This is a genomic window from Gimesia aquarii (assembly GCF_007748195.1).
In the GTDB taxonomy this organism is placed as follows: domain Bacteria; phylum Planctomycetota; class Planctomycetia; order Planctomycetales; family Planctomycetaceae; genus Gimesia; species Gimesia aquarii.
The window spans coordinates 6,008,946-6,029,234 of record NZ_CP037920.1 but is presented as its reverse complement, the minus strand read 5'-3'; the positions used below and the strand labels follow the sequence as shown (position 1 = coordinate 6,029,234).

Genomic DNA, 20,289 nt, shown 5'->3' with positions numbered 1-20,289 from the left:
CCCAATTGAGTTTACCACCTGAAACATGTTAAAACTCGACAGTACCATTCGAGTCAGGCCTCTTTTTAACAAGCGTGTCGAGGAAGGAGACTTCACTCAAGAGAATGTCGGATGCAACCTGCCGCACCTCATCCTCCCATACCATTTCGCTCACTGCTTTTTAAACAGTACTGTCGAGTTTTCATCTCTGTGTTGCCGGGTGATATCAGATAGAATCTTTTCGCGCAGAATTTGTATCTTTTGTATGCGAGTGTTTGTACTTGCTGCGCGGTTGGTTTATTTGATTGTCAGTGAAGAAGGTGTCTGGAATGTGGTGTTTGGTTTTCATCTTGTTGCGTGTTTGTTCTGGTTGGGGGAGGGTTTGTGCTTTGAGTTTTGGCAACCGTTGCAAATGGGGCGGAGTGGGCAAGTTTCTGATTTGCGCAGTTTTGTCTGAGAGTTGGTTAATTCGTGACCGATTGGGAGCTGATTTTGTCGCTTTTAAGGTGAATTTCGGTGCAAAAAGTAGTGAAGATCGGGAAGCGGTTTTTGGGCTGCCGGTGGAAATCTTGCTGAAACGAGTGGGTTTTATACTACTCAGATCCGCAAGCGAAAAAACATTCAGTATTGAGAAAACGGCTTTCGCGCAAGAAATGAGTCCACCCGTCGGCGGCTGCGTGATGGAGCGAGTGTTTCATCTGGTCTCTGCTTCCTGTATAAGTGAGAGAACAAACGCCGCTTTCAGACGTCGATCATTTAAGCGATCTGATGATCAATGTCTGTGGAAGCGGTTGAATGTGAGCACTACTTTTAAAGCGGCTGCTGTCAACTGAGGAATACACCATGAGAAGTATTTTATTCACCCTGGTCTGTTTATTAATTTTGGCATCGCTTGCCACACCGCAAGAAGTTTCGGCGGCGAGTAAGACAGATCGGCCTAACGTCGTGATCATCCTCACCGATGACATGGGGTATGGTGATATGACTGCCAACAATCGTGACAGTCGAATTCCCACGCCTAATCTGGATCGGCTGGCGAAAGAGAGTCTGGTGTTTACTGATGCGCATGCCGCGGGGTCTTACTGTGTTCCTTCTCGCTATGGGCTGTTAACGGGTCGGTATATGTGGCGTACCCGGTTGGGATCGGGGGGGAACCTGGCTAACTTTGGTGGCACGCTGATTGAACCGGGACGCAAGACGATTGCGAGTGTGCTCAAAGAGGCGGGGTATCAGACCGGGTTGGTGGGCAAGTGGCATCAGGGAATCGATTGGAAGCTGCGCGATGAAAGTGCGCGAGAAGACATTCGCGTTAATCCCAACTACCAGGATTTTCAAAACATCGATTTCGCTTCACCTGCACTGAAAGGGCCCAAAGACTTTGGGTTCGATTACTCCTTCGGCACCGCTGGATCTGCGGAGATGAATCCCGCCGCCTTCATCGAGAACAACCGAACGACGGTTATTCCCACGCTGACTTCATCGGAAGCATTAAAAAAGTATGGCGAATGGTATGGCCGGGATGACAATATTATTGCTGACGGATACACGATGGATCGTCTTGTGCCGACTCTGTCGAATAAGGCGTGCGAGTTCGTCGAGCAGGCGACCCGTACCTCGCCCGATCAGCCGTTCTTTTTGTACTACGCGATGACCACGCCGCATAATCCGATTGTCCCTAACAAGGAATTTGTCGGTAAGAGCCGCGCCGGAGCGTACGGAGATTTCGTTGTTGAACTTGATCACCATGTTGGCAAGCTGTTGCGCAAGCTTGCCGATCTTGGAATTGCAGAGAACACGCTGGTCATTTTTACCAGTGATAACGGGCCGGTGAATCGGACGAAGGGATATCGACAACGCTGGGTCAGGGGGGATACCGCTATTTACGGGCACGACAGCACCGGGCCTTTCGCAGGCTGGAAGGGGGGCTTACTGGAAGGCGGACACCGGGTGCCATTCTGTGTTCGCTGGCCGGAAAAAATCAAAGCAGGTGGACGTTGTTCGACAACGATTGTATTCAATGATGTTCTGCCTACTTTGGCGGAGATGTTGAAGCTCAATCTGGATCAGAACACTGCGGAAGACGGCCAAAGTTTCTTCAAAGCGCTGACGGGAAAAGCGCGTCCCGCGTCGTTTCATGAAGCAATCGTGCACAATAACAGCAAGGGGACTTTTGCCATCCGCAAGGGAGCGTTTAAGCTGACTGTTAATGGTCCGAAAACCACCGAGCAGGTGATAGATGACGACTTCCCGGTCTCTGTTGTGCTGCATGATCTGAGCAACGATGCTGAAGAGACCACCGACGTCTCCCGCAAGCACCTCAAGAAGGTAAAGGAAATGCATGCCTTGCTCAAACAATATGTACGCGAGGGGAGAAGTAACGGCGGGCAATGATTTCGAGTGTGAGGAGACTCCCCGTTGACAGGTTGATTCAGTGTGGTACGATTTTTTGTGATTGGGAGTGGTGTACTATGAGTTCTGTGTCCGCACCAAATTGTTTCATAGTGGATGACACATTGATCAGTGAAGCTTGTAAGAGTCAGGCTTGAGGGGAAAGGCAGGGGAGGTCACATCAGTGGTAGCAGATTCGGAAGAGGAACCAACGATTTCTAACGGTTGGAGTTTTCCAGGATCGGGAAATCCTGATTATGAAAATCCTGCGTTTAAAGCTTATGCCGCAGCACAATTCTTAAATTTTGCAGGTTATACTCGCTATAAACATACTCTCAAAGTGGGAAACGCGAAGCTGCTCCCCATCTTGTCTTACCTGGGATTAGCGTTAGTCAGTATCGGGTTGGGGGCATGGGCATTTCAACTTCCGGCAGATTCTTTCGCACAATCAATTTGTATCGAAGTTGCCGCAGGGATGGCGATCTTTGCTCTGTTTCCCGTTGTCTTTGCTATCGCGAGAAAGAAAACGAAACCAACTTATACGTGTATTATTATTGCGGCTTTGATTTTCGGAGTGATTGGATTTTTCTCGTCCGGTGTTCGGCAATCATTTTTTATTGAAGCTGCCGTAGGGCTCGTTTTACTGATGCTGTTGGATGTTGGCTTCAACCATCTGTTGAACGTGTTTGAAGAGATCAGAAAAAACGCGGAACAGGATTTAGCCGCATTTGAACAAGATGTTGATGATGCGGAAGAGGCGTTAAACCCCGTTCATGGATATGCGTTAGGAGGTGGTGCGATTGAGGAAACCTTGCAGGTTGAGTTGCTCAAGAAACATCATGAGATCTGCAAAATCATTTCCTCTGATGAACCCTATGCTGGGAAGGATTTCGTTTCTGTGATCACTCGAGTGAATGATCTGAAAGCCAACGATTCCCAGGCATATCTGCATGCCAAAGCGTATGCAGATCAAATTTCGGGATAATCTTCAAGGAGCCTGATCCGTTTTGCGTTTATTCATTTAGTCTTCATTAAGATATGGAGTTCGATTATGCAACTCGATCCTTTTCACCTTGCGTTTCAAGTGCGTGACATTGCCGAAGCGAGAGCATTTTATGGCGACCTGCTTGGTTGCAGCGAAGGTCGCAGTGCCGAGACATGGGTTGACTTTAATTTCTTTGGGCATCAGGTGGTGTGCCACTTGAATCCGGAGATGGGTCCCACAGGAAAAATTGCTTCGCATGCCAACCCCGTGGATGGTCACGGTGTTCCCGTTCCTCACTTCGGTGTCGTGTTGACGATGGATCGCTGGAAGTCACTGGCGGAACAACTGAAAGCCAAGAAGATCGAATTTGTGATCGAACCTTACCTGCGATTTGAGGGCCAGCCGGGAGAACAGGCTACGATGTTCTTTCTGGATCCCAGCGGGAACGCTCTGGAATTCAAAGCGTTTCGCGATGTTGAAACACAATTGTTTGCCACTTGATTTTAAGAAACGGAGGAAGTATCAGGAACCATTATTACGACTGGCCAATGTGCCAAGGATGGGTGAGATCAAGGCGGTCCAACCGGTTTGGTGGCTGGCGCCTAAGCCGCGTCCCGTTTCTGCGTCGAAGTATTCATAGAACAGGACCAGTTCGCACCAGTGCGGGTCGTTCAATAAATCGTCGGTGCGGTGATAACAGGGGCGGTCGCCATCTTCTTTTGAGAGGAACAGCCGCGAGAGTCGCTTGCGGATTTCATCGGCGACTTCCTGCAGGTCCATGTAATTGCCCGACCGAGTGGGGCATTCGACTCGGAGCGACTTGCCGTAGAAGATGTGATAGCGTTCCAACGCTTCAATTAACAAATAGTTGAGAGGGAACCAGATGGGGCCGCGCCAATTGGAATTACCGCCGAACAAACCACTGTCGGATTCAGCAGGTTGGTATTGGACGCGCAGCAGTTCGCCATTGAGTTCGTATTCAAACGGATGCTCTTCGTGGTACTTGGAAAGGGAGCGGATGCCGTAGTTAGATAAGAATTCATCTTCGTCCAACAGGTAACGTAACATTCTCAAAAGACGATCACGGGTGGGAATGGCCAGCAGGCGTAGTCCGTCTTCGGAGTCTTCTGTATCATGTTCCATGTAGGTCATGAACTTGGCGAACTCGGGACGGTTCTGCAGAAACCAGTCCATGCGTTTCTTAAAACCAGGAAGCTTATTGATCGTTTTATCGAATAGCACGTCGACCGTGAAGAGGGGAATCAAACCGACAATCGAGCGGATCTTCAGCGGGATACTGCGGCCATCCAGATAAAGGTGATCGTAGTAGAAGCCATCTTCTTCATCCCAAAGTCCGGTACCGTCGAGCGAGTTCATGGCCTCGGCGATCGAGACATAGTGCTCGAAGAATTTCGAGGCCATGTCTTCATAAGCGGGATTGTCATCGGCCAGTTCAAAGGCAATCGACAACATGCTGGAACAGAAGAAGGCCATCCAGGCGGTTCCGTCTGCCTGTTCCAGGTGACCGCCGGTGGGTAGTGGTTTCGAGCGATCGAAGATTCCGATGTTATCCAGTCCGAGAAATCCACCACTGAAGACGTGCTTACCGCGGATGTCTTTTCGATTCACCCACCAAGTGAAGTTGAGCAACAGTTTCTGAAACACACGTTCCAGAAAGTTGCGGTCGCGATCCCCATTAGAAGCGGTCATTTTATAGACGTGCCAACACGCCCAGGCATGAACGGGCGGATTCACATCGCTGAAGTTCCACTCGTAAGCAGGCAGCTGACCGTTGGGATGCATGTACCATTCGCGGAGAAACAGGATCGCCTGTTCCTTGGCGAAAAAGGGATCGATCTTCGTAAACGGAATTAAATGAAAGGCGGAATCCCAGGCTGCATACCAGGGGTATTCCCATTTGTCAGGCATCGAAATGATATTGCGATTGTATAAGTGTCCCCAGTCAGCATTCCGAGCATGCGGTGCACCAGGAGAGGGCGGAGCAAGTTCCGTTTCGCCATTACCGTTTTGTGAGGAGTTGGCGATGGCGTAGTGATAGAATTGTTTTGTCCAGAGTAACCCGGCATCGGCCTGCCTCAGAATCTGTTCTTCATCCGAGGATAGACCCGGTGAAACGAGAGACTTCGCGTAGCAATCTGCCTCTTCGATACGTTGCTCAAAAGTACGATCAAACTCAGCGCCAAACGCATCCGCGGGCAGGCTGTGGGTTCCCGACATCCGTAAACGAAACTGGATTGAATCACCGGCTTCAATCGTGCATTGATAATGGGCGGCAGCTTTGGTTCCCTTCGGTTGAGGGTTGATGACTCCTTCCATGCCGTTGACGACTGCTAAATGAAAAGCGTCTTTACACGACGGGCGTCTGCTGTTGGGATCATCGAATCGCCAGGTGTTGGTTTCGTTTTCGGTAAACAGCCATTGAGGGAGCTTCCCGTCGGGACCGACGTCGGTGTAGAGCTGAAAGTCGCCGAGTGTTTCGTGACTGGCGATGAGCTGATCTTCCGACGCTTGGGACAGGCTCGGTTTTTGATTGGGACGATCCAGGATGGGCCCCCAGCCCCAGGTGTTGCGATACCACCATGAAGGGAGGAAGTGAAGCGAAGCTGCTTCCGGTCCCCGGTTACAAATGGTGGCTCTGATTAAGACGTCGTCATCCGCTGCCTTGGCATATTCGATCTGGACATCGAAGTAACGGCCTTCGTTAAAGATGCCGGTATGGGTCAATTCAAACTCAGGTTCGTTACGAGAGCGCCGTGCGTTTTCTTCCCGCAGATGGGCATACGGAAATTCGGCATGCGGGTATTTGTAGAGTGCTTTCAGATACGAATGGGAGGGTGTGGAATCGAGATAGTAATACGCCTCTTTCACATCCTCTCCATGATTGCCTTCGGGACCGGTCAGACCAAACAGCCGTTCCTTGAGAATGGGATCGTTACCGTTCCATAAAGCTAGTCCGAAGCAGAGCCGACATTGCCGGTCGCAGATCCCCAGGAGACCATCTTCCCCCCAACGGTAGGTGCGCCAGGTTGCTTCTTCGTGCGTGAAATTGAGCCACGGATCTTCTTCACCGGTACTTTCGCGCACCGTACCCCATTGCCGTTCTGCCAAGTAGGGCCCCCAGCGTTTCCAGTTGGCCCCCGGATCACGACGCGCTTCTGAGACAAGACGCTCCCATTCCATTTCAGACATAGATGTTCCAACTCTTTAATATTTAGTCAGGCTGGTGTGCCTGAGAAATCTGTTTTCCGACGCAGGAATCTGTATTTCAATACCCGTAATATAGTTCTGATTCTCGTAGAATGCGATATAGCAGGTATAGTTTCTAGCATTTAAATCTTGTTGGGGTGTTCCACTGAAAAAATTCTATCTTGCGAAAATCAAACATGAAAGCCATCATGCATGCAAGATTACACGATTCAAGGTGTGATAGAAAGAATTGCAGATTACCTCGATTACTTTTCAAGCAGAGAAAAACATGTCGGAACAACTACCTAACCTGCCAGAATTGTACCTTGTCGATGGCCCGCTTCAATTGCCAGATCTTGCATATAGTTTTGCTGACGACTGGAAGACCGAAATCTATACTGCCAAAGAAATTGGTGATGCCATTCTGTCTGTACCCGGCGTCAAACTCATTCATGACGCATCACCAAATTGGGATTCGTGGGTGGCGCGCTGGGAAAAAGGTGGCCACTTTATTGAGTTCGACATTACGGAATGTGAGTTCGATCCAGAAAATGAATTACGCCCAGGGCTTTCGGAACATTGGGGCGGCTCAAAATTTAAAAATCATTGCACGGTTGATGAAATACTCTTCGTTTGGCGTCTAATACAAAAAAAGTGTCCTGGTGTCTGGCTTCATGACACGGATTGCCGAATGTACAATTTGACCATTTTCAACGAACTCTTTGGCCAACAAGGTCGTGATTCTGATGGCGAAAATGTCACGAGTACAGGAGATGTCTAAGCGGCGTTGACTTGTTTCTTCGGAACCGATTTCTATTTCTTTACGGATCAATTCAAGAGATTGATCCTTTGTTATTCTCCTCATTCGGTTGCAGGTTCATATTTGGAGAGAAACAGGATAAAATGTTCTTTGGTCTTAGTCTTAGTTAACTGTAGTGACGCGGCCTTCTCCTTTGTTTCAAATCCGTCAATCACTTTGGAGAGGAGTGGAACAAAATGTTTCTTGCCCTTGGTTTTAGTCTTGGTCTGCGATGCAAATACTGTTTCGCCTTCTGATTCAGCTCCACCAATCAATACAGATTTGGCAAGAGTGACTCCAGTGCTTGTTTTAACTCCAGTTTCATCTAATAGAGATTTGCCTAGCACTTTAGTTCCATCATCGAATGTTCGGTGATAATGAATATGTGCGGTAAATTCACCATCCTCGTAAACGAGTTTACCGGACATCGTCCGGGTAAATCCCCCGGTTTGGACTTTGCAGTGGAAGGTTTCGTTGGGGCGGGTTACAACTTCGATGCTGTGCAAGACCTTCCTTTTCGGACTTTCCTCAATAGATTTGATGTATCCCACCGTGTCAATACGGAGCAGATACTGCTCACTGGCTGACACTGTTGCACCTGAGGCATAAAAAACAAGGATCAGAAAAAATACCTGTTTCATCTGTTTATTTGCTCCCACTTAAAAAACAGTTCTGATTGTAAAGCCCTTGAGATTATCTACAGAATTAGCACTCATCGATCCATACTTGCAATGCTATTTATCTGAAAGTTCAAATTTTGTCTATGCTGAAAACTGGTTGATAATTCCAGCATAAGAATTTTTGTAAAGAATTTAGATGATTTACTCATCCCACCGACCACTGCAACTAATTTTCTATTCGGAAGGAGATCTAGCACGGTCGAAAGATAATAGTGAAAAACAAGCGCTAGACGCAGTGGAGACGCAAGATTACAATTTCGAGTGAAGTGGACGTCTAACGTTTATGACTCAGCTGAAAGATTCTCTCCGTGCTCAAATTACAAGGGAACACATATGGAAGATCACTCTGAGCTGAACGAACTTGACTTTCAAATGGAAAGTGAGATCGATCGAATTATTGGCGAGCGATTCGCATCGCAAAACATTTGGTCGAGGTTACATCGGTTGACGATTTGAAGCTGAAGAAAAAGCAGGCGATTAAAGGTGAGCTCGAAGGAAGCAAGTGTTTTAATCAGCTCGCATATAAAAAAATAAGTATCCTGGCGGGGCGTGCTCCCAAACCTGTAATCTTTGGCATGGGAAGAATGGGTGTGGAGGCATATGTTCGACTGGAACTGAAAGAGGCTTTGCGAGAAGCAGGAGTGACAGGATTGAAATTCAGGCGAAATAATAAGTTGTTCGATTAAACTTCAGTTTTATATAATCGGTGATTGAAAGTGGACTAACGAGTGTGAAAAAAGTGTCTAACCCGCCTTTGAACGAGTTCATAGTTATTGACCTGATATCCCAGCGCAACGAAGTAAACCGTTTACTTTCGGGTTTAGACGATGAAACCAAACTCAAATGGTTACGTCAGTACGGGGAACTAACAGTCGTTCCTCCAATCGGAAACTCGGTGATTGCATATCGTTTTCGAAGCCACGTTGGACTCGAAGCAGGATTTTTTTTCCGCGATGGGAACTTTATATTCATCGGAGATCACCACACATTTCCTAGCTGATCATTCATCTCGATTCTGATAGCGTTGTTTGGAAGCCTGGACTGATTTGTAGAATTTGCCGAGTTTGCGTGATTCCTGTCGACGTTCGCGAAGCGATTGAGAATTGCGGGCCTGTTCTGATTGGAGCTTGAGATAATTTTTGAGGCGTCGAGGAGAAAGGTCACCACGTTCGATGGATTCCTGGACGGCGCATCCGGGATCGCCGTTATGATTACAATTTCGAAAGCGGCAGAACTGTGCCAATTCAATAATTTCATCAAATACTTCGGAGACACCCTCTTCACAGTCAGCAAGTTGTAACTCACGCATTCCGGGGGTATCAATCAGTAAACCACCGGAATTCAGCCGATGAATGGAACGTGTAGTGGTGGTGTGTCGGCCTTTTGAGTCATCCTCACGAATTCCCTGTGTTTTCAGTGTCTCTGCACCGAGTGACATTGCCAGCGTAGATTTACCGACTCCCGACGAACCGACAATTGCCACGGTCTGATTGATGCGACACCAGTCTGAGAGCACGCTGGTTTGCTGAGAATCGCGAGCATCAACCAGTTCCACAATTAAACCGGATTTGAGTTGTGTTGCCTGTTGCCGAAGCAGTTCTGCATCTTCAGCTAAATCAGACTTTGTTAACACTACAATGGGGGTTACCTGCGCCTCAATGGCCAGTGCAAGATAACGCTCTAATCGGGAAAGATTGAAATCATGGTTACACGAACTGACAATGAACAGAGTATCGATATTCGCCGCAATTGGTTGTGACTTTGCTTGTTCGCCGGCTGCTTTTCTGGCGATGAGTGAATCTCGTTCGAGTCGTCGCACACCCCGATGAGTAGTTGCATCGAGTAGTAACCAGTCACCGACAGTCACCTCGCCGCACGACTCAATCAATGATATCGGCAGCGTCATCTCCGCATTTGAAGCCAGAACCAGCACTTGACTCCCCAGGTGCGAACCGACGCGAGAGACAATGCAATCCTGCATTTCCGAAATTGATAATTGTTGCTCGAAACAGCGCTTCCAGCCAAGATCGTGGGGTGTTTCAAAATCCATCAAGCGACACTCCAAACTTCAAGAGAGATTCGTTGGTGAGCAGAGGACACCATTCTGAGGCATGAGGTTCGCTTTGGAGAAAATAACGTGTTAAACCCTTAGTTTATAGCTCATTCTGTTTTCTTTAAGGGTAAATTTTTACGACAGGCAGAGAGAATCTGTCGGGAAAGCGCAGGAGATTCAACGGCGCGTGCCAGTGCAAGCCCACCAAAACAGAGGGCCAGTGATGCAAGTATTTCTTGTTTCGTGAATTTGTTTTGGGAGCGTTCGGCAAATTGCTCAGTCATCCAGAGAATGACTTCTTCAAATTGGGCCTTGGTTTGCTCGTCTGCTCGACCCAAGTCAGATAAGAGAGGAGGAATCGAGCAACCTGCTTCTACCTGTTCGCAATGTTTGCTGGAGAGATAACGGAGCATGATATTGATGAGTTCTTCTGGTGTCTCAGCTTTACTCAAGGCTCCACCCATAGCGGCCTGATCTTCGATGAAGAACTGCACCAGACTACTACCCAACACTTCGGATTTTGAATCAAAGTGCCCGTAGAAGGCGCCGGACGTCATGCCGGCTTCTTCCATGATGCCATCCACGCCGCTCCCAACATAACCCTCACGTTGGAATACGTGCAAAGCGGCTTCTAATATTTTTTTACGTGAACGCTGTTTACGGTCCGAGGGTTGATTCATCCTGTGGCCCTTGTTTCCAGATGATTTGCTGATCGACGATTTCGCCATCCGAAGTACCTCCTGCGATTCGACTTTCTTTATTGTATTGAATCACTAGAAAGTATAATGGTTCATCGGAATGGTTTCGCCAGCAACGAGGAACTTCTGGTGAAACTCGAAGAAAGAAACCATCAGACACATCCAGAACTTCGTTTCCGAGCTGAAACTGACCTGTGCCTTGAATAATGAAATAGATTTCATCATTCAGAGCATGTCGGTGCACAAAAGGCATCCCTTTGCCGGGAGGGAGAACATTAATCGACATTTCAAGCCCCTCCGACTTCAACAAATTTTTAAGAAAATATTTCCCGCGAACGGGAAAAGGAGTCTCTGGTGGGGCGAGTCGGTAATCATTCCAGCTGTTGTGAGGACCTGCTTCAAAAATGTCAAATCCCCGACCTTGAGTTACTTGCTCATGTATTGAGTTCTTCATTTTGATTCCTTTTCTTGATGATCATTTAGAACATAACGATCGTTATATAACGTTCGTTATGTTTAGTCAATCGTAATTCATTACGACAAGAAAATGTGCATGGTTCTCAAGCTTGGAGTTAAAAATTGAGACAGCTAGACACTTGTTTGAGTCAAGGTACGATATTGGTTACACTGTGGCCTCGCTAAATCGTATAATTGTTAATTCAGAGGGGGAAAGAGAACTGATCCCTCACTTGCCGATAGTAAAGATCAAAGAAGAAAGTAGAAGAGAATCAATGATTTGTGTCAGCATCGGTCGAACCCGGCACAAAATGGTGATGATGGAACATCGTTCCCTGGCAGAGAAGGGGGCAGAACTCGTGGAGTTACGCCTGGATTGGGTCGCGCGCTCACCGGATGTAAACCGTCTCATTAAAGATCGTCCTACGCCGGTGGTTATCACTTGTCGCAGGCCGGAAGATAAAGGGCGTTGGAAACGTTCCGAAGAACAGAGGCAGGCGGTACTCAGAACCGCCATCGTCTCCGAAGTCGAATATGTCGATCTGGAAGACGACATCGCAGATCAAATTCCGCGCTATGGAAAAACAAAACGCATCATCAGCCATCACAATTTCGATGAAACACCCGACAACCTCGAAGAGATTTATACTTCTCTTTGTGAGAAAGATCCCGATATTGTGAAATTGGTCACGATGGCCAATTCTCCTGATGATTCGGTTCGCATGTTGAAACTGGTAGCGAATGCCAAAGTACCGACGATCGGTTTCTGCATGGGAGAATATGGCGTGATGAGTCGAATCCTTTGTGGAAAATATGGTTCTCCGTTTACCTATGCTACATTTAGTCGTGAACGAGAATTAGCCCCCGGGCAATTGTCATTTTCCGAGATGAGTCAGATTTATCGATACGATCAAATTGGTCCGGAGACACCCTTGTATGGTGTGATTGGCGATCCGATTGCCCATAGTCTGAGCCCCTTAATTCACAATGCCGCGTTTCGTTATGATAAAATCGATGCCGTTTATGTTCCGTTTCGAGTGCCCAAAGACAGGCTGGCAGAGACACTGAAGGAATTTGATTGGCTCAACGTACAAGGTTATAGCGTCACGATTCCACATAAAGCCGGGGCACTCAAATTGGCTGGTGAGGCGGATGAAGCATCCCAGACAATGAAAGTTGCTAATACGTTGTTTCGTGATGAAGACAATACATGGCAGGCCCGTAATACAGACTACGAGGCAGCGCTCGACAGCATTCGACTGGGGCTTGATCCCAAGGGAGAATTGGAAAGTGATCCGATTAATGGTAAGCAAGTTCTCTTATTAGGCGCGGGTGGAGTATCGCGGGCCATCGGGGCTGGAATTATGAATGCAGGTGGTGCTTTGACGATTTCGAATCGAAGTCGCGTTAGAGGAGAAAAGCTGGCTGATGAGTTAGGTTGCTCTTATACCACTTGGGAAAATCGAGGAGGAGGACGTTACGATATTGTGGTCAATGGTACTGCTGTCGGGATGCATCCCAATGTGAATGAGACACCATTTGCACAAAATCTCCTCATGGATGATATGCTCGTATTCGATACAGTTTATAATCCGGAAAACACACTTTTATTGAAACAGGCGCGCGAACGCGGATGTAAAACCGTTTCAGGAATCGAAATGTTTGTGCGTCAGGCAGCTGCCCAGTACAAGCTGTTTACCGGAAGAGAAGCGCCCTTGGAAGCTATGCGAACAACGCTGCGAAAAGGAATTTCGGCAGTAGGTAAACTCTAGGGAATTCGGGAATGACGGTTATCACGTTAATTGGCTATCGAGGCAGCGGGAAAAGTAGTGTTGCTGTTCCTTTAGCGGAAAAGTTGGGCTTTGCCTGGATTGATGCCGACGATGAAATTGAGCGGGTCACTGCTAAATCGATCACAGAGATCTTTGCTGAGGAGGGAGAGGAATACTTCCGCGAGATTGAGCGTGAAGTCATGCAGAGTTTGCTTATTCGAAAAAAACTGATTATTGCCGCCGGTGGAGGTGCTATCTTGAATACAGAGACGCGCGGTGAAGTCCAGTCAGCGGGTCCTGTGATCTGGCTAAAGGCGAGCGCGGAAGCTTTGACACAACGCATTTCTCAGGATGACACAACGACAAGTCGTCGTCCCGCGTTAACTCCTCTCAAGGGGGATAAGGAAATTCAACATCTGCTCAGTCAGCGTGAACCCGTTTATGAGGAGTGTGCTACAATTACTATCGAGACGGATTCAAAAACCGTTTCAGAAATTGTCGATGAGATTATGACAGTTCTGGAATCTCACTCTTAAAGCACAACGAAAGTTTTCTCACATATGACCCCCTTCGGAATCGACCCCAACATTATTTTATTTTTGCTGTTTCTACTGGGAGCAGGTTTGGGGCGTGTGATCAATATTTGCATTGAAGAAATTCCTCGCGAAGAAAGAGTAGGGGCAGCCTGGAAACGCGTGGGACGTAGAATGCGTCACCTTTGGTCTCGCTACCATATTCCAATTATCGGTGTCTATTTAACACGGTCTCCCAAATCTACATTTTCTTATCAGCGTTCGCATCGTGAAGCGTTTGTGGAACTGCTAAATGGTGTGATTTTCGTATTATTATATTGTGCAGAAGTTCCATTTGGGGATCAGGCAACTCTACAGGCAAGCGGCCTGTATTCTAATTATGCACCCGATCCATTAGTGGTAGATTCATGGATGACGCCGGTGATGTTGCTCAACCTGCGCTATCTGTTCCATCTCGTTTTAATTGAATCGTTGATGATTGCGACTTTCATCGACTTTGATCTTAAAATTATTCCCGATGGCGCTACGATGCCCGCGTTATGGATTGGGCTGATTGGATCTTTTTTGTTTGGTCTGTTTTATCTGGTTCCGGTCTGGTTTCAGGAACCATCGGTCGTTCGTTTAATGGCAGTTTATTTTCCGAAGCAGTATAGTGATTACTTTATCGTCGAGAAAGTACCAGAGTGGGTGACTCAGTATCCGCATCTACATGGTCTGGCCGTCAGTCTGGTCGGAATGATTGTGGGCGGGGGAGTGGTCTGGGCAGTTCGAATTATAGGTTATTGGACTCTACGACAAGAGGCAATGGGTTTTGGTGATGTGATTCTGATGGCTGTTATCGGTAGCTTTCTTGGCTGGCAGGCAACTGTGACCGTTTTTGTAATCTCGCCCCTTTGTGCGTTGGCCGTTGTGGCGGTTTCCATTTTTTTTCGACAGACACGCGAAATCCCGTTTGGCCCTTACCTTAGTTTAGGAGCGTTACTCGTGCTGTTGGGCTGGCCCAAAATCTGGCCTTTCACGGAACGTATTTGCCATTTAGGTCCTCTTCTGCCAATCTTAGCCATCGTGATGTTAGTCCTGCTGGCAGCTTGTTTACTGACAACCCAACTGATGAAGAAGCTATTAGGGATTCCCATGCATTCGGAAACTATCTGGATTGAAGAATGGACGTCCGCCGATCAGTTGGGCTATCAGGAAGGGGAGAACGCAGATGAAACTCAGGGACGTTGGGATCTCAGTGGTTGGCCTGGTACCCGATCAGGTCGGGGGACGCAAAACTACCATCAGTGGAAAAAAGGGCATTAGGTTCTCACTCCAGAATCCCATCTGGTCCCGACCAGGATGATTGTCTTCATCATCAACTCCATCCCCTCATTCTGAGGGGGCCTTTCTTTCCTGTTTTTAACCGCCTCAATTTCTTTTAAATTGAATCAATGTATTTTTACTCAGTAATAGTTTATATATGAACATTATCTGATACCATGTTAATTGCTTTGGTTCGTAGTCTCGTTTGTAAAGCACTAAAAACATTGATGCTGCAAAGATTTGCGACTCACGATATGTCGCATTTTTATTCAGTCCCGTTAGCAATCTCCCTTTGTCTTATTTAGAGAGGCTCAACATGTCTGGTACATATATTAATACTCCTTTTGTCATTACCAACAATCAGACTGAGTATCTTGAAAGCCAAATCTGGGTTTCGTTTGCAGGTACTTTTACCAATACAGGCACAGATCAGACCATTGGGCCAAATGTGATTACGGATTTTACTTCGACATGGCGGTCATTTAACCTTGCAGATTTATTAGCCCCTGTTCCCAACCTGCCTTACTTTGGAAATACAGCACAATATACATTTTCTCTCAATGGATTTTCTGGTCGCGTCTATATCAACTACGGACCAACGGCACTAACACAAGCCCCCAATCCGGGGGACCCGGGGACAAGCCCCTATATTGTTTTTGAACCAACGGTGGATGGCGAAACCTTACCAGCACCAACCCCCACAGCCAGTAACATGGATCTATCATATGTGGATGGTGTTTCTGCACCCGCGGCGACGATGGTTAGCAATGCCACAAGTGGTGCAGCTCTGCTAGCAACTTCAGTGAATCCCGTGACATCGGCAATCGATATTCTTTCCAATGTGAAAGACCTGGTTCCAAGTGGCGCTACGGTTTCGAACGGTTCGAAAACCGTGCGGATCAAGTCATCGGCGGCTGATCCTTCCGCCTATCATAACTGGACCAGTTTGATGACCACGTTGCAATCAACGACGGCAACGAATCCGCTCAATGTCTGCAGCTATACTAGCCCTTCCACAGGAATCCCCCCCAGTTATGCTCTCAGTGGTGCGTTGTTCGGTTATAGTGGTGGTCTCGTTTATACTCCTCAGGTTCCCGGTTTTGATCAGGCTCAGAGCTACAATACGACAGCCACATTCACAACCAAATTGAATCCCAATAATGATCCGGTTCTAACTGGTGTTGGAATCACGAATGGTACACCCGGTGTTGTGATTAGTGGTACCGGGAGTGTGTCAGGTGCTTTCAGCATTTATATCACGCAGGCCAATTTAAATGCGGGAACAGGAATCTATGGTAACAATCCACCTTATAGTGTTGCATACACGGTAAGTGGAACGGAAACCGCTTATTCCACTACAGGCATTGAGAACGACTTAGGAGGAAGAGTTGTCGGCGATTTGATGGCGGGTATGGTTTTCGGTTGGTCTGCCAGTTCTGTGAATATTGATGCGCATGCCAATGCGACCAACACCAATTTATACGGGACGACCTTCAGTTCGCCGACGGTTGGGGGCTTAATGACAGGCGAGTTGTTTTTTCTCCTTTCCCTCGCAGGTGCCCAGGGAACATTGAATGACTGGATCGGTTCCGCCCTCGATTCCAATACCGACCATTACGATCAATACCTGTATGCCATTGCTTTGAATAGCGAAGCGTATGGCAGTGGTTTTACAGATCGATTGCAAGGCTACTCTAACCCGGACACTTATTGGTACACTGCGAATCCACCTGTGATTCCAGGTGGAGGCGGCAATTATGAGACGGTTGGTTTTGTTAATTTGTACTTGGGAACTGTCACCACAGCGGCGATGGCAATTCTGTTGACCAATAACGATACTTCTCAAAACTTAACCCTCATCAGCAGTGAGTTAACTGGTTCTAGCAGTTCGTCAGAACTTGATCTTCCACAAACGATTCCCGCTGGTTCGACTGCCGGAGGTTATAGTACGCAGTCGTCTAAAACTCCCTATCAGGCGAAGTGGACTTATTCACCGGATAACGGGAAAACATTATTAGGTTTTGAATGCAATCTTTCCGGGCAAAGTGGGATTACAATCATTCCCTCCAAAACCGGTCCCGAAGCAGACAATTGGGAACTCAGTGAAAGCCCTTCTTTAGAAGGAGGAATTTGGGTGGTCCGATTTTTCTATTCTCCAAATTAATCTGTATTTGCATTTTGATGTGAAACACTAAACCCCGGATGGCATGCGCTGTGCGTTGAGCTGCCGTCAGGAGATAAAACCGAACCTGGTCGGTGGCGCGAGAGAGAGGCGAGCCAATTTCGTTTGTGTCCATCTCATGATGATCTTCAGCGCCTTCCACCTGGAACGCGATACATCACTCTTATTTTTTGCGCGAACACCGTTTTTCTCGATACTGAATTGATCCTCGCCTGCGAATCTGAGCAGTATAAAACCCACTGATTTCAGCAAGATTTCCAGCGACAACGCAAAAACCGCTTCCCAATCTTCACTACTTTTTGCACCCAATTTGACCTTATTTGTGACAAAATGAGGCCGCAATCGGTCACGAATTGACCAACTCTCAGACAAAACTGCGCAAATCATAAACCTCCCCACTTCGCCCCATTTGCAACGGTTGCCGAATTTCAACCAACAAACCTTCCACCAATGTGAATACAAACCTAACAACATAAAAACCAAACACCACATCTCCAAATTCCCTTCCCGAACAATCAAATAAAATCAATGCACGAACAGAACAAACACTCGCAGACAGACGAGATAAATCTCGTGTGAAAAAAGATTCTACTCGATATCACCCGGCAACATAGAGATGAAAATCGGCCAGTGATGATGTAAGAGCAGTGAGCGAAATTTCATGGGAGGATGACGTGAAAAGCAGTAGAAGAGTTCTTTGGCTTTCAAAAAACCAGACCAGATTAGCACTCCAGTTTAATTCGAAGATAGATATCGTTTCACCCTGTCAATAAAAGTTAGTTTCATCAACATTTTTTTGAGGTAGCCAGAGCGTGGGAAAAACAAGTCTCGGAAGAAAACCTTAGAAGAGCATCGAGAAATCAATTGGAAAGAATGAGTCCGGGAAATTGTTCTTTTCCACCCATCATTTTTAATTTTAGAAAGGGAGCCAGATTATGAAAAAGCTAGCCATAGAAACCTATTTCGATTTCAGTGTGCTTCGGTTGCATGAAGTCGATTTGATTCATTTGACCTTATTTCTTTGTTGATAGCAACTTCTTCAATTTTCTCTTGACTCTTCATTTTTGGTTAAACAAAATTTCACTAATACTATCGGTAATAGGTAATACTGAAATAATTCAGTTTAGTTCAAATGATGTCGCTTATGAAAACTCTACTACAACTCGTAATCATGGCGCTTTTTTATTGCAGCGATGCGATCGCTCAGGATGCAAACTTTAGCTTGCACTTTGCGGGCGTCGTCGCACGCAAGCTTACGCCTGATACTGCAATTCGAATGTGGTCGCCCTACTACTACGATGGGAGGCCGTCGATCGTTAAGGAGTATACGGTTGGAGATTTTCCTCAAAAACTCGATTCAACAACGTTTGGAAAGCGGATCTGGATTGTGGAATTTCGCAGTGACCAAGGAATACTCTTTTCGATCGAATTGTCTCCAGATCTATTTGATGAACCGCGAAAAATCAATGTTAAACTTGACGCACCCAAACCATTGATTCGGCCTATTTTTGGCGGGCCTGGACATATTCGCTATACCGGCAACATCACACAACGCATGCAGTATCGCGACTTTCCAAGAATAAACAAAAAATCGAAGAAATTGGTATTGTCTTCAAATCCAACGCTGGCAATCCTTGACGCACGGACTGGTGAAATAATTAAATCGTCTGAGATGTATTCTGGCTGCCTCGGTTTTTGTTGGTGGGCAAAATTCTTAGATGTCGATCCACCAGATAAAACGAATTTAGAATTCGTCGTTACTTACGATTCAGGCGGCTTGTTCGAAACTATGGTGACTAAATGCGAGTTTACGTTTCACAAGAGCTTGCATGAAAGCTGATCGGATTGGAAACGACTGCTCACGAGCTGAGAAATTTGCCAAGTTAATTGAAGGTCTCCGGTAAACCGTAATTACCGGGTCAACAAAAAAATCAACTCAGGGACTGGTAAACCATATTAAATATCATCGTGCGTTATTCATCGACACGCAGTATTTTTTCCATCTTCCTTCCCTTGGCCAACTCGTCGACCAGCTTGTCTAGATACCTAGCCTTTTGGATCAATGGATTTTTCAACTCTTCAACTCTGTAGCCACAAATGACCCCCTTAATGAGGTGTGCATTCGGATTCAGCTTACATTTCTTGAAAAAAGTCTCAAAGGTCACTTCGTTGTCGATCAGGGATTTCAACTTTTTTGCATCGTAGCCAGTCAGCCACTTGATGACTTCGTGTAGCTCTTCTTTGGTTCTGCCTTTCTTTTCAATTTTCGCAACGTAGTGAGGGTAGACTAACGCGAAGGTCATTTTTGCAATGCGTTCTTCTGTACCGGGAGGGGGCTGTTTCATGGCAATTCAGTGTTCAGTCAGGTATTGAAAAAGTTGGTGATCGGTTCAACATTAGCCGGATAACTTATAATAGACCGTGTAAGTGCGGTCGAAAGTAACCTTAATCATATTAGTGATATACCAACAGGCCCGATCTGCGATTGTACACCAGAAAAATGGTTTTGCACCAGCCTATGTGGAAGAGAACAAAACCTATCGCCATTTCACTATCGATTGCACAGGAGCGGTGGTGACCTTCAGTCGCAAACGTTCGATTTTTCTTGCGTAATTTGTGAAATGCAAGACAGTAAAACCAAACCACCCTTTAGAGAGAAACTCATCTAAAAGATTGGGTGGGTAACGCTAATTACCCGGACACTAAAAATACGAACCTTTCTGCTGGCAAGAAGCTCCTGTTTAGTATGGTTTATCTATCTTGAAGTATATGAAGTCTCTACAGCATCATATGTGGACTGTTTCCGTTGAATAACAAGTTAGGGGGAAACATCTTGAGCTACCGACGAAACGGCAAGAAAATGCATGAGTGGTATAAGTGGCTTCAAGAACGTAAATCGCTTGTCGCAACTGCAGGCTTACCTGCGGATGTGGCTGAGAGTGAGGATACTTTCGGGTACTTCGTTGACCACTCATACAATCAGGCTGGTTGGCTGGGGAAGGCTATGTGGTTCTCTGTTGACGATCTTAACTCAGAGCAGCGAGCCGCGCTATGGAGTCTGATAGTACAAGCGTACGAGACTCTCTGGAGTAATTGTTCTGATTTAAACCTTGAGAAAACTCTTGGACTTGATGAAGGTGAAACCGAACGAAGAAGTCATTACCCAGACACTGAAAGTACGAATCATACTGTTGATAAGTAACTCCTGTTTTGTATGATTTCCCGATATCGTAGCATACGAGATCCCTGTGG

18 protein-coding genes are annotated in these 20,289 nt (G+C 46.7%); 12 read left to right on the top strand and 6 right to left on the bottom strand.

The features are described 5' to 3' along the window. The first annotated feature begins 308 nt into the window (after positions 1 to 308). The 4 genes from V144x_RS22970 (at position 309) to V144x_RS22955 (ending at position 3,853) form a co-directional block, all read left to right on the top strand. Positions 309 to 812 carry a hypothetical protein gene (locus V144x_RS22970; RefSeq protein ID WP_144988574.1) on the top strand — a complete coding sequence of 168 codons (504 nt, stop codon included), beginning with the start codon at positions 309 to 311 and terminating at the stop codon, positions 810 to 812. A 10-nt stretch (positions 813 to 822) separates the two neighbouring features. Further along, entirely contained in the window at positions 823 to 2,370 is a 1,548-nt protein-coding gene (locus V144x_RS22965) for a sulfatase family protein (protein WP_144988572.1), read from the top strand. Between the two features lie 181 nt (positions 2,371 to 2,551). Next, entirely contained in the window at positions 2,552 to 3,352 is an 801-nt protein-coding gene (locus tag V144x_RS22960; RefSeq protein WP_144988570.1) for a hypothetical protein, read from the top strand. Positions 3,353 to 3,418: 66 nt separating this feature from the next. After that, complete coding sequence (locus tag V144x_RS22955) at positions 3,419 to 3,853, top strand: VOC family protein (RefSeq protein ID WP_197998591.1); 435 nt, start codon at positions 3,419 to 3,421, stop codon at positions 3,851 to 3,853. 21 nt (positions 3,854 to 3,874) lie between these two features. On the opposite strand, the gene V144x_RS22950 is transcribed toward V144x_RS22955, so the two are convergent. Further along, the gene (locus V144x_RS22950) at positions 3,875 to 6,562 is read right to left on the bottom strand and encodes an MGH1-like glycoside hydrolase domain-containing protein (RefSeq protein ID WP_144988566.1); all 2,688 of its coding nucleotides are present in this window, start codon (positions 6,560 to 6,562) and stop codon (positions 3,875 to 3,877) included. A gap of 286 nt (positions 6,563 to 6,848) precedes the next feature. On the opposite strand from V144x_RS22950, the gene V144x_RS22945 reads away from it, so the two are divergent. Continuing rightward, entirely contained in the window at positions 6,849 to 7,340 is a 492-nt protein-coding gene (locus V144x_RS22945) for a hypothetical protein (RefSeq protein ID WP_144988564.1), read from the top strand. An 80-nt stretch (positions 7,341 to 7,420) separates the two neighbouring features. Here the strand turns inward: V144x_RS22945 and V144x_RS22940 are convergent, their stop codons facing one another. Then, on the bottom strand, positions 7,421 to 7,999 hold the full coding sequence (locus V144x_RS22940; RefSeq protein ID WP_144988562.1) for a hypothetical protein: 579 nt from the start codon (positions 7,997 to 7,999) through the stop codon (positions 7,421 to 7,423). Between the two features lie 491 nt (positions 8,000 to 8,490). On the opposite strand from V144x_RS22940, the gene V144x_RS22935 reads away from it, so the two are divergent. Further along, positions 8,491 to 8,724, top strand: coding sequence for a hypothetical protein (locus V144x_RS22935; protein ID WP_144988560.1), 234 nt, complete (start codon positions 8,491 to 8,493; stop codon positions 8,722 to 8,724). Between the two features lie 314 nt (positions 8,725 to 9,038). Here V144x_RS22935 and rsgA read toward each other — a convergent pair whose 3' ends face one another. The 3 genes from rsgA to V144x_RS22920 all read right to left on the bottom strand — a co-directional run bounded on the left by rsgA (position 9,039) and on the right by V144x_RS22920 (position 11,243). Beyond that, positions 9,039 to 10,088 carry a ribosome small subunit-dependent GTPase A gene (rsgA, locus tag V144x_RS22930; RefSeq protein ID WP_144988558.1) on the bottom strand — a complete coding sequence of 350 codons (1,050 nt, stop codon included), beginning with the start codon at positions 10,086 to 10,088 and terminating at the stop codon, positions 9,039 to 9,041. A 110-nt stretch (positions 10,089 to 10,198) separates the two neighbouring features. Next, positions 10,199 to 10,771, bottom strand: a complete 573-nt coding sequence (locus V144x_RS22925) for a TetR/AcrR family transcriptional regulator (protein WP_197998590.1) — start codon at positions 10,769 to 10,771, stop codon at positions 10,199 to 10,201. Beyond that, the gene (locus V144x_RS22920) at positions 10,749 to 11,243 is read right to left on the bottom strand and encodes a cupin domain-containing protein (protein ID WP_144988554.1); all 495 of its coding nucleotides are present in this window, start codon (positions 11,241 to 11,243) and stop codon (positions 10,749 to 10,751) included. The genes V144x_RS22925 and V144x_RS22920 overlap by 23 nt, the downstream gene beginning before the upstream one ends. Positions 11,244 to 11,520: 277 nt before the next feature. On the opposite strand from V144x_RS22920, the gene aroE reads away from it, so the two are divergent. The 5 genes from aroE (at position 11,521) to V144x_RS22895 (ending at position 18,877) form a co-directional block, all read left to right on the top strand. Next, a complete protein-coding gene (gene aroE / locus V144x_RS22915) occupies positions 11,521 to 13,017 on the top strand; it encodes a shikimate dehydrogenase (protein ID WP_144988552.1) in 1,497 nt (498 codons plus the stop codon). Positions 13,018 to 13,028: 11 nt separating this feature from the next. Continuing rightward, on the top strand, positions 13,029 to 13,553 hold the full coding sequence (locus V144x_RS22910) for a shikimate kinase (RefSeq protein WP_144988550.1): 525 nt from the start codon (positions 13,029 to 13,031) through the stop codon (positions 13,551 to 13,553). 24 nt (positions 13,554 to 13,577) lie between these two features. Then, complete coding sequence (locus tag V144x_RS22905; RefSeq protein WP_144988548.1) at positions 13,578 to 14,855, top strand: prepilin peptidase; 1,278 nt, start codon at positions 13,578 to 13,580, stop codon at positions 14,853 to 14,855. A gap of 316 nt (positions 14,856 to 15,171) precedes the next feature. After that, positions 15,172 to 17,019: a hypothetical protein gene (locus V144x_RS22900; RefSeq protein WP_144988546.1), complete on the top strand. Its 1,848-nt coding sequence runs from the start codon at positions 15,172 to 15,174 to the stop codon at positions 17,017 to 17,019. A 1,162-nt stretch (positions 17,020 to 18,181) separates the two neighbouring features. Further along, positions 18,182 to 18,877, top strand: coding sequence for a hypothetical protein (locus V144x_RS22895; RefSeq protein ID WP_144988544.1), 696 nt, complete (start codon positions 18,182 to 18,184; stop codon positions 18,875 to 18,877). Positions 18,878 to 19,010: 133 nt separating this feature from the next. Here the strand turns inward: V144x_RS22895 and V144x_RS22890 are convergent, their stop codons facing one another. Then, entirely contained in the window at positions 19,011 to 19,382 is a 372-nt protein-coding gene (locus tag V144x_RS22890) for a DUF2200 domain-containing protein (RefSeq protein WP_144988542.1), read from the bottom strand. Between the two features lie 488 nt (positions 19,383 to 19,870). Between V144x_RS22890 and V144x_RS22880 the strand changes: the two genes are divergently transcribed. After that, entirely contained in the window at positions 19,871 to 20,239 is a 369-nt protein-coding gene (locus tag V144x_RS22880) for a hypothetical protein (protein WP_144988538.1), read from the top strand. Positions 20,240 to 20,289: the final 50 nt, after the last annotated feature.

What these genes read in the sequence shown, in the direction of transcription:
- V144x_RS22895 (WP_144988544.1), top strand. Translation starts at nt 18,182, where the DNA reads ATGAAAACTCTACTACAACTCGTAATCATGGCGCTTTTTTATTGCAGC.
- V144x_RS22905 (WP_144988548.1), top strand. Translation starts at nt 13,578, where the DNA reads ATGACCCCCTTCGGAATCGACCCCAACATTATTTTATTTTTGCTGTTT.
- V144x_RS22970 (WP_144988574.1), top strand. Translation starts at nt 309, where the DNA reads ATGTGGTGTTTGGTTTTCATCTTGTTGCGTGTTTGTTCTGGTTGGGGG.
- V144x_RS22900 (WP_144988546.1), top strand. Translation starts at nt 15,172, where the DNA reads ATGTCTGGTACATATATTAATACTCCTTTTGTCATTACCAACAATCAG.
- V144x_RS22910 (WP_144988550.1), top strand. Translation starts at nt 13,029, where the DNA reads ATGACGGTTATCACGTTAATTGGCTATCGAGGCAGCGGGAAAAGTAGT.
- V144x_RS22945 (WP_144988564.1), top strand. Translation starts at nt 6,849, where the DNA reads ATGTCGGAACAACTACCTAACCTGCCAGAATTGTACCTTGTCGATGGC.
- V144x_RS22925 (WP_197998590.1), bottom strand. Translation starts at nt 10,771, where the DNA reads ATGAATCAACCCTCGGACCGTAAACAGCGTTCACGTAAAAAAATATTA.
- V144x_RS22950 (WP_144988566.1), bottom strand. Translation starts at nt 6,562, where the DNA reads ATGTCTGAAATGGAATGGGAGCGTCTTGTCTCAGAAGCGCGTCGTGAT.
- rsgA (WP_144988558.1), bottom strand. Translation starts at nt 10,088, where the DNA reads ATGGATTTTGAAACACCCCACGATCTTGGCTGGAAGCGCTGTTTCGAG.
- V144x_RS22920 (WP_144988554.1), bottom strand. Translation starts at nt 11,243, where the DNA reads ATGAAGAACTCAATACATGAGCAAGTAACTCAAGGTCGGGGATTTGAC.
- V144x_RS22940 (WP_144988562.1), bottom strand. Translation starts at nt 7,999, where the DNA reads ATGAAACAGGTATTTTTTCTGATCCTTGTTTTTTATGCCTCAGGTGCA.
- V144x_RS22955 (WP_197998591.1), top strand. Translation starts at nt 3,419, where the DNA reads ATGCAACTCGATCCTTTTCACCTTGCGTTTCAAGTGCGTGACATTGCC.
- aroE (WP_144988552.1), top strand. Translation starts at nt 11,521, where the DNA reads ATGATTTGTGTCAGCATCGGTCGAACCCGGCACAAAATGGTGATGATG.
- V144x_RS22890 (WP_144988542.1), bottom strand. Translation starts at nt 19,382, where the DNA reads ATGAAACAGCCCCCTCCCGGTACAGAAGAACGCATTGCAAAAATGACC.
- V144x_RS22965 (WP_144988572.1), top strand. Translation starts at nt 823, where the DNA reads ATGAGAAGTATTTTATTCACCCTGGTCTGTTTATTAATTTTGGCATCG.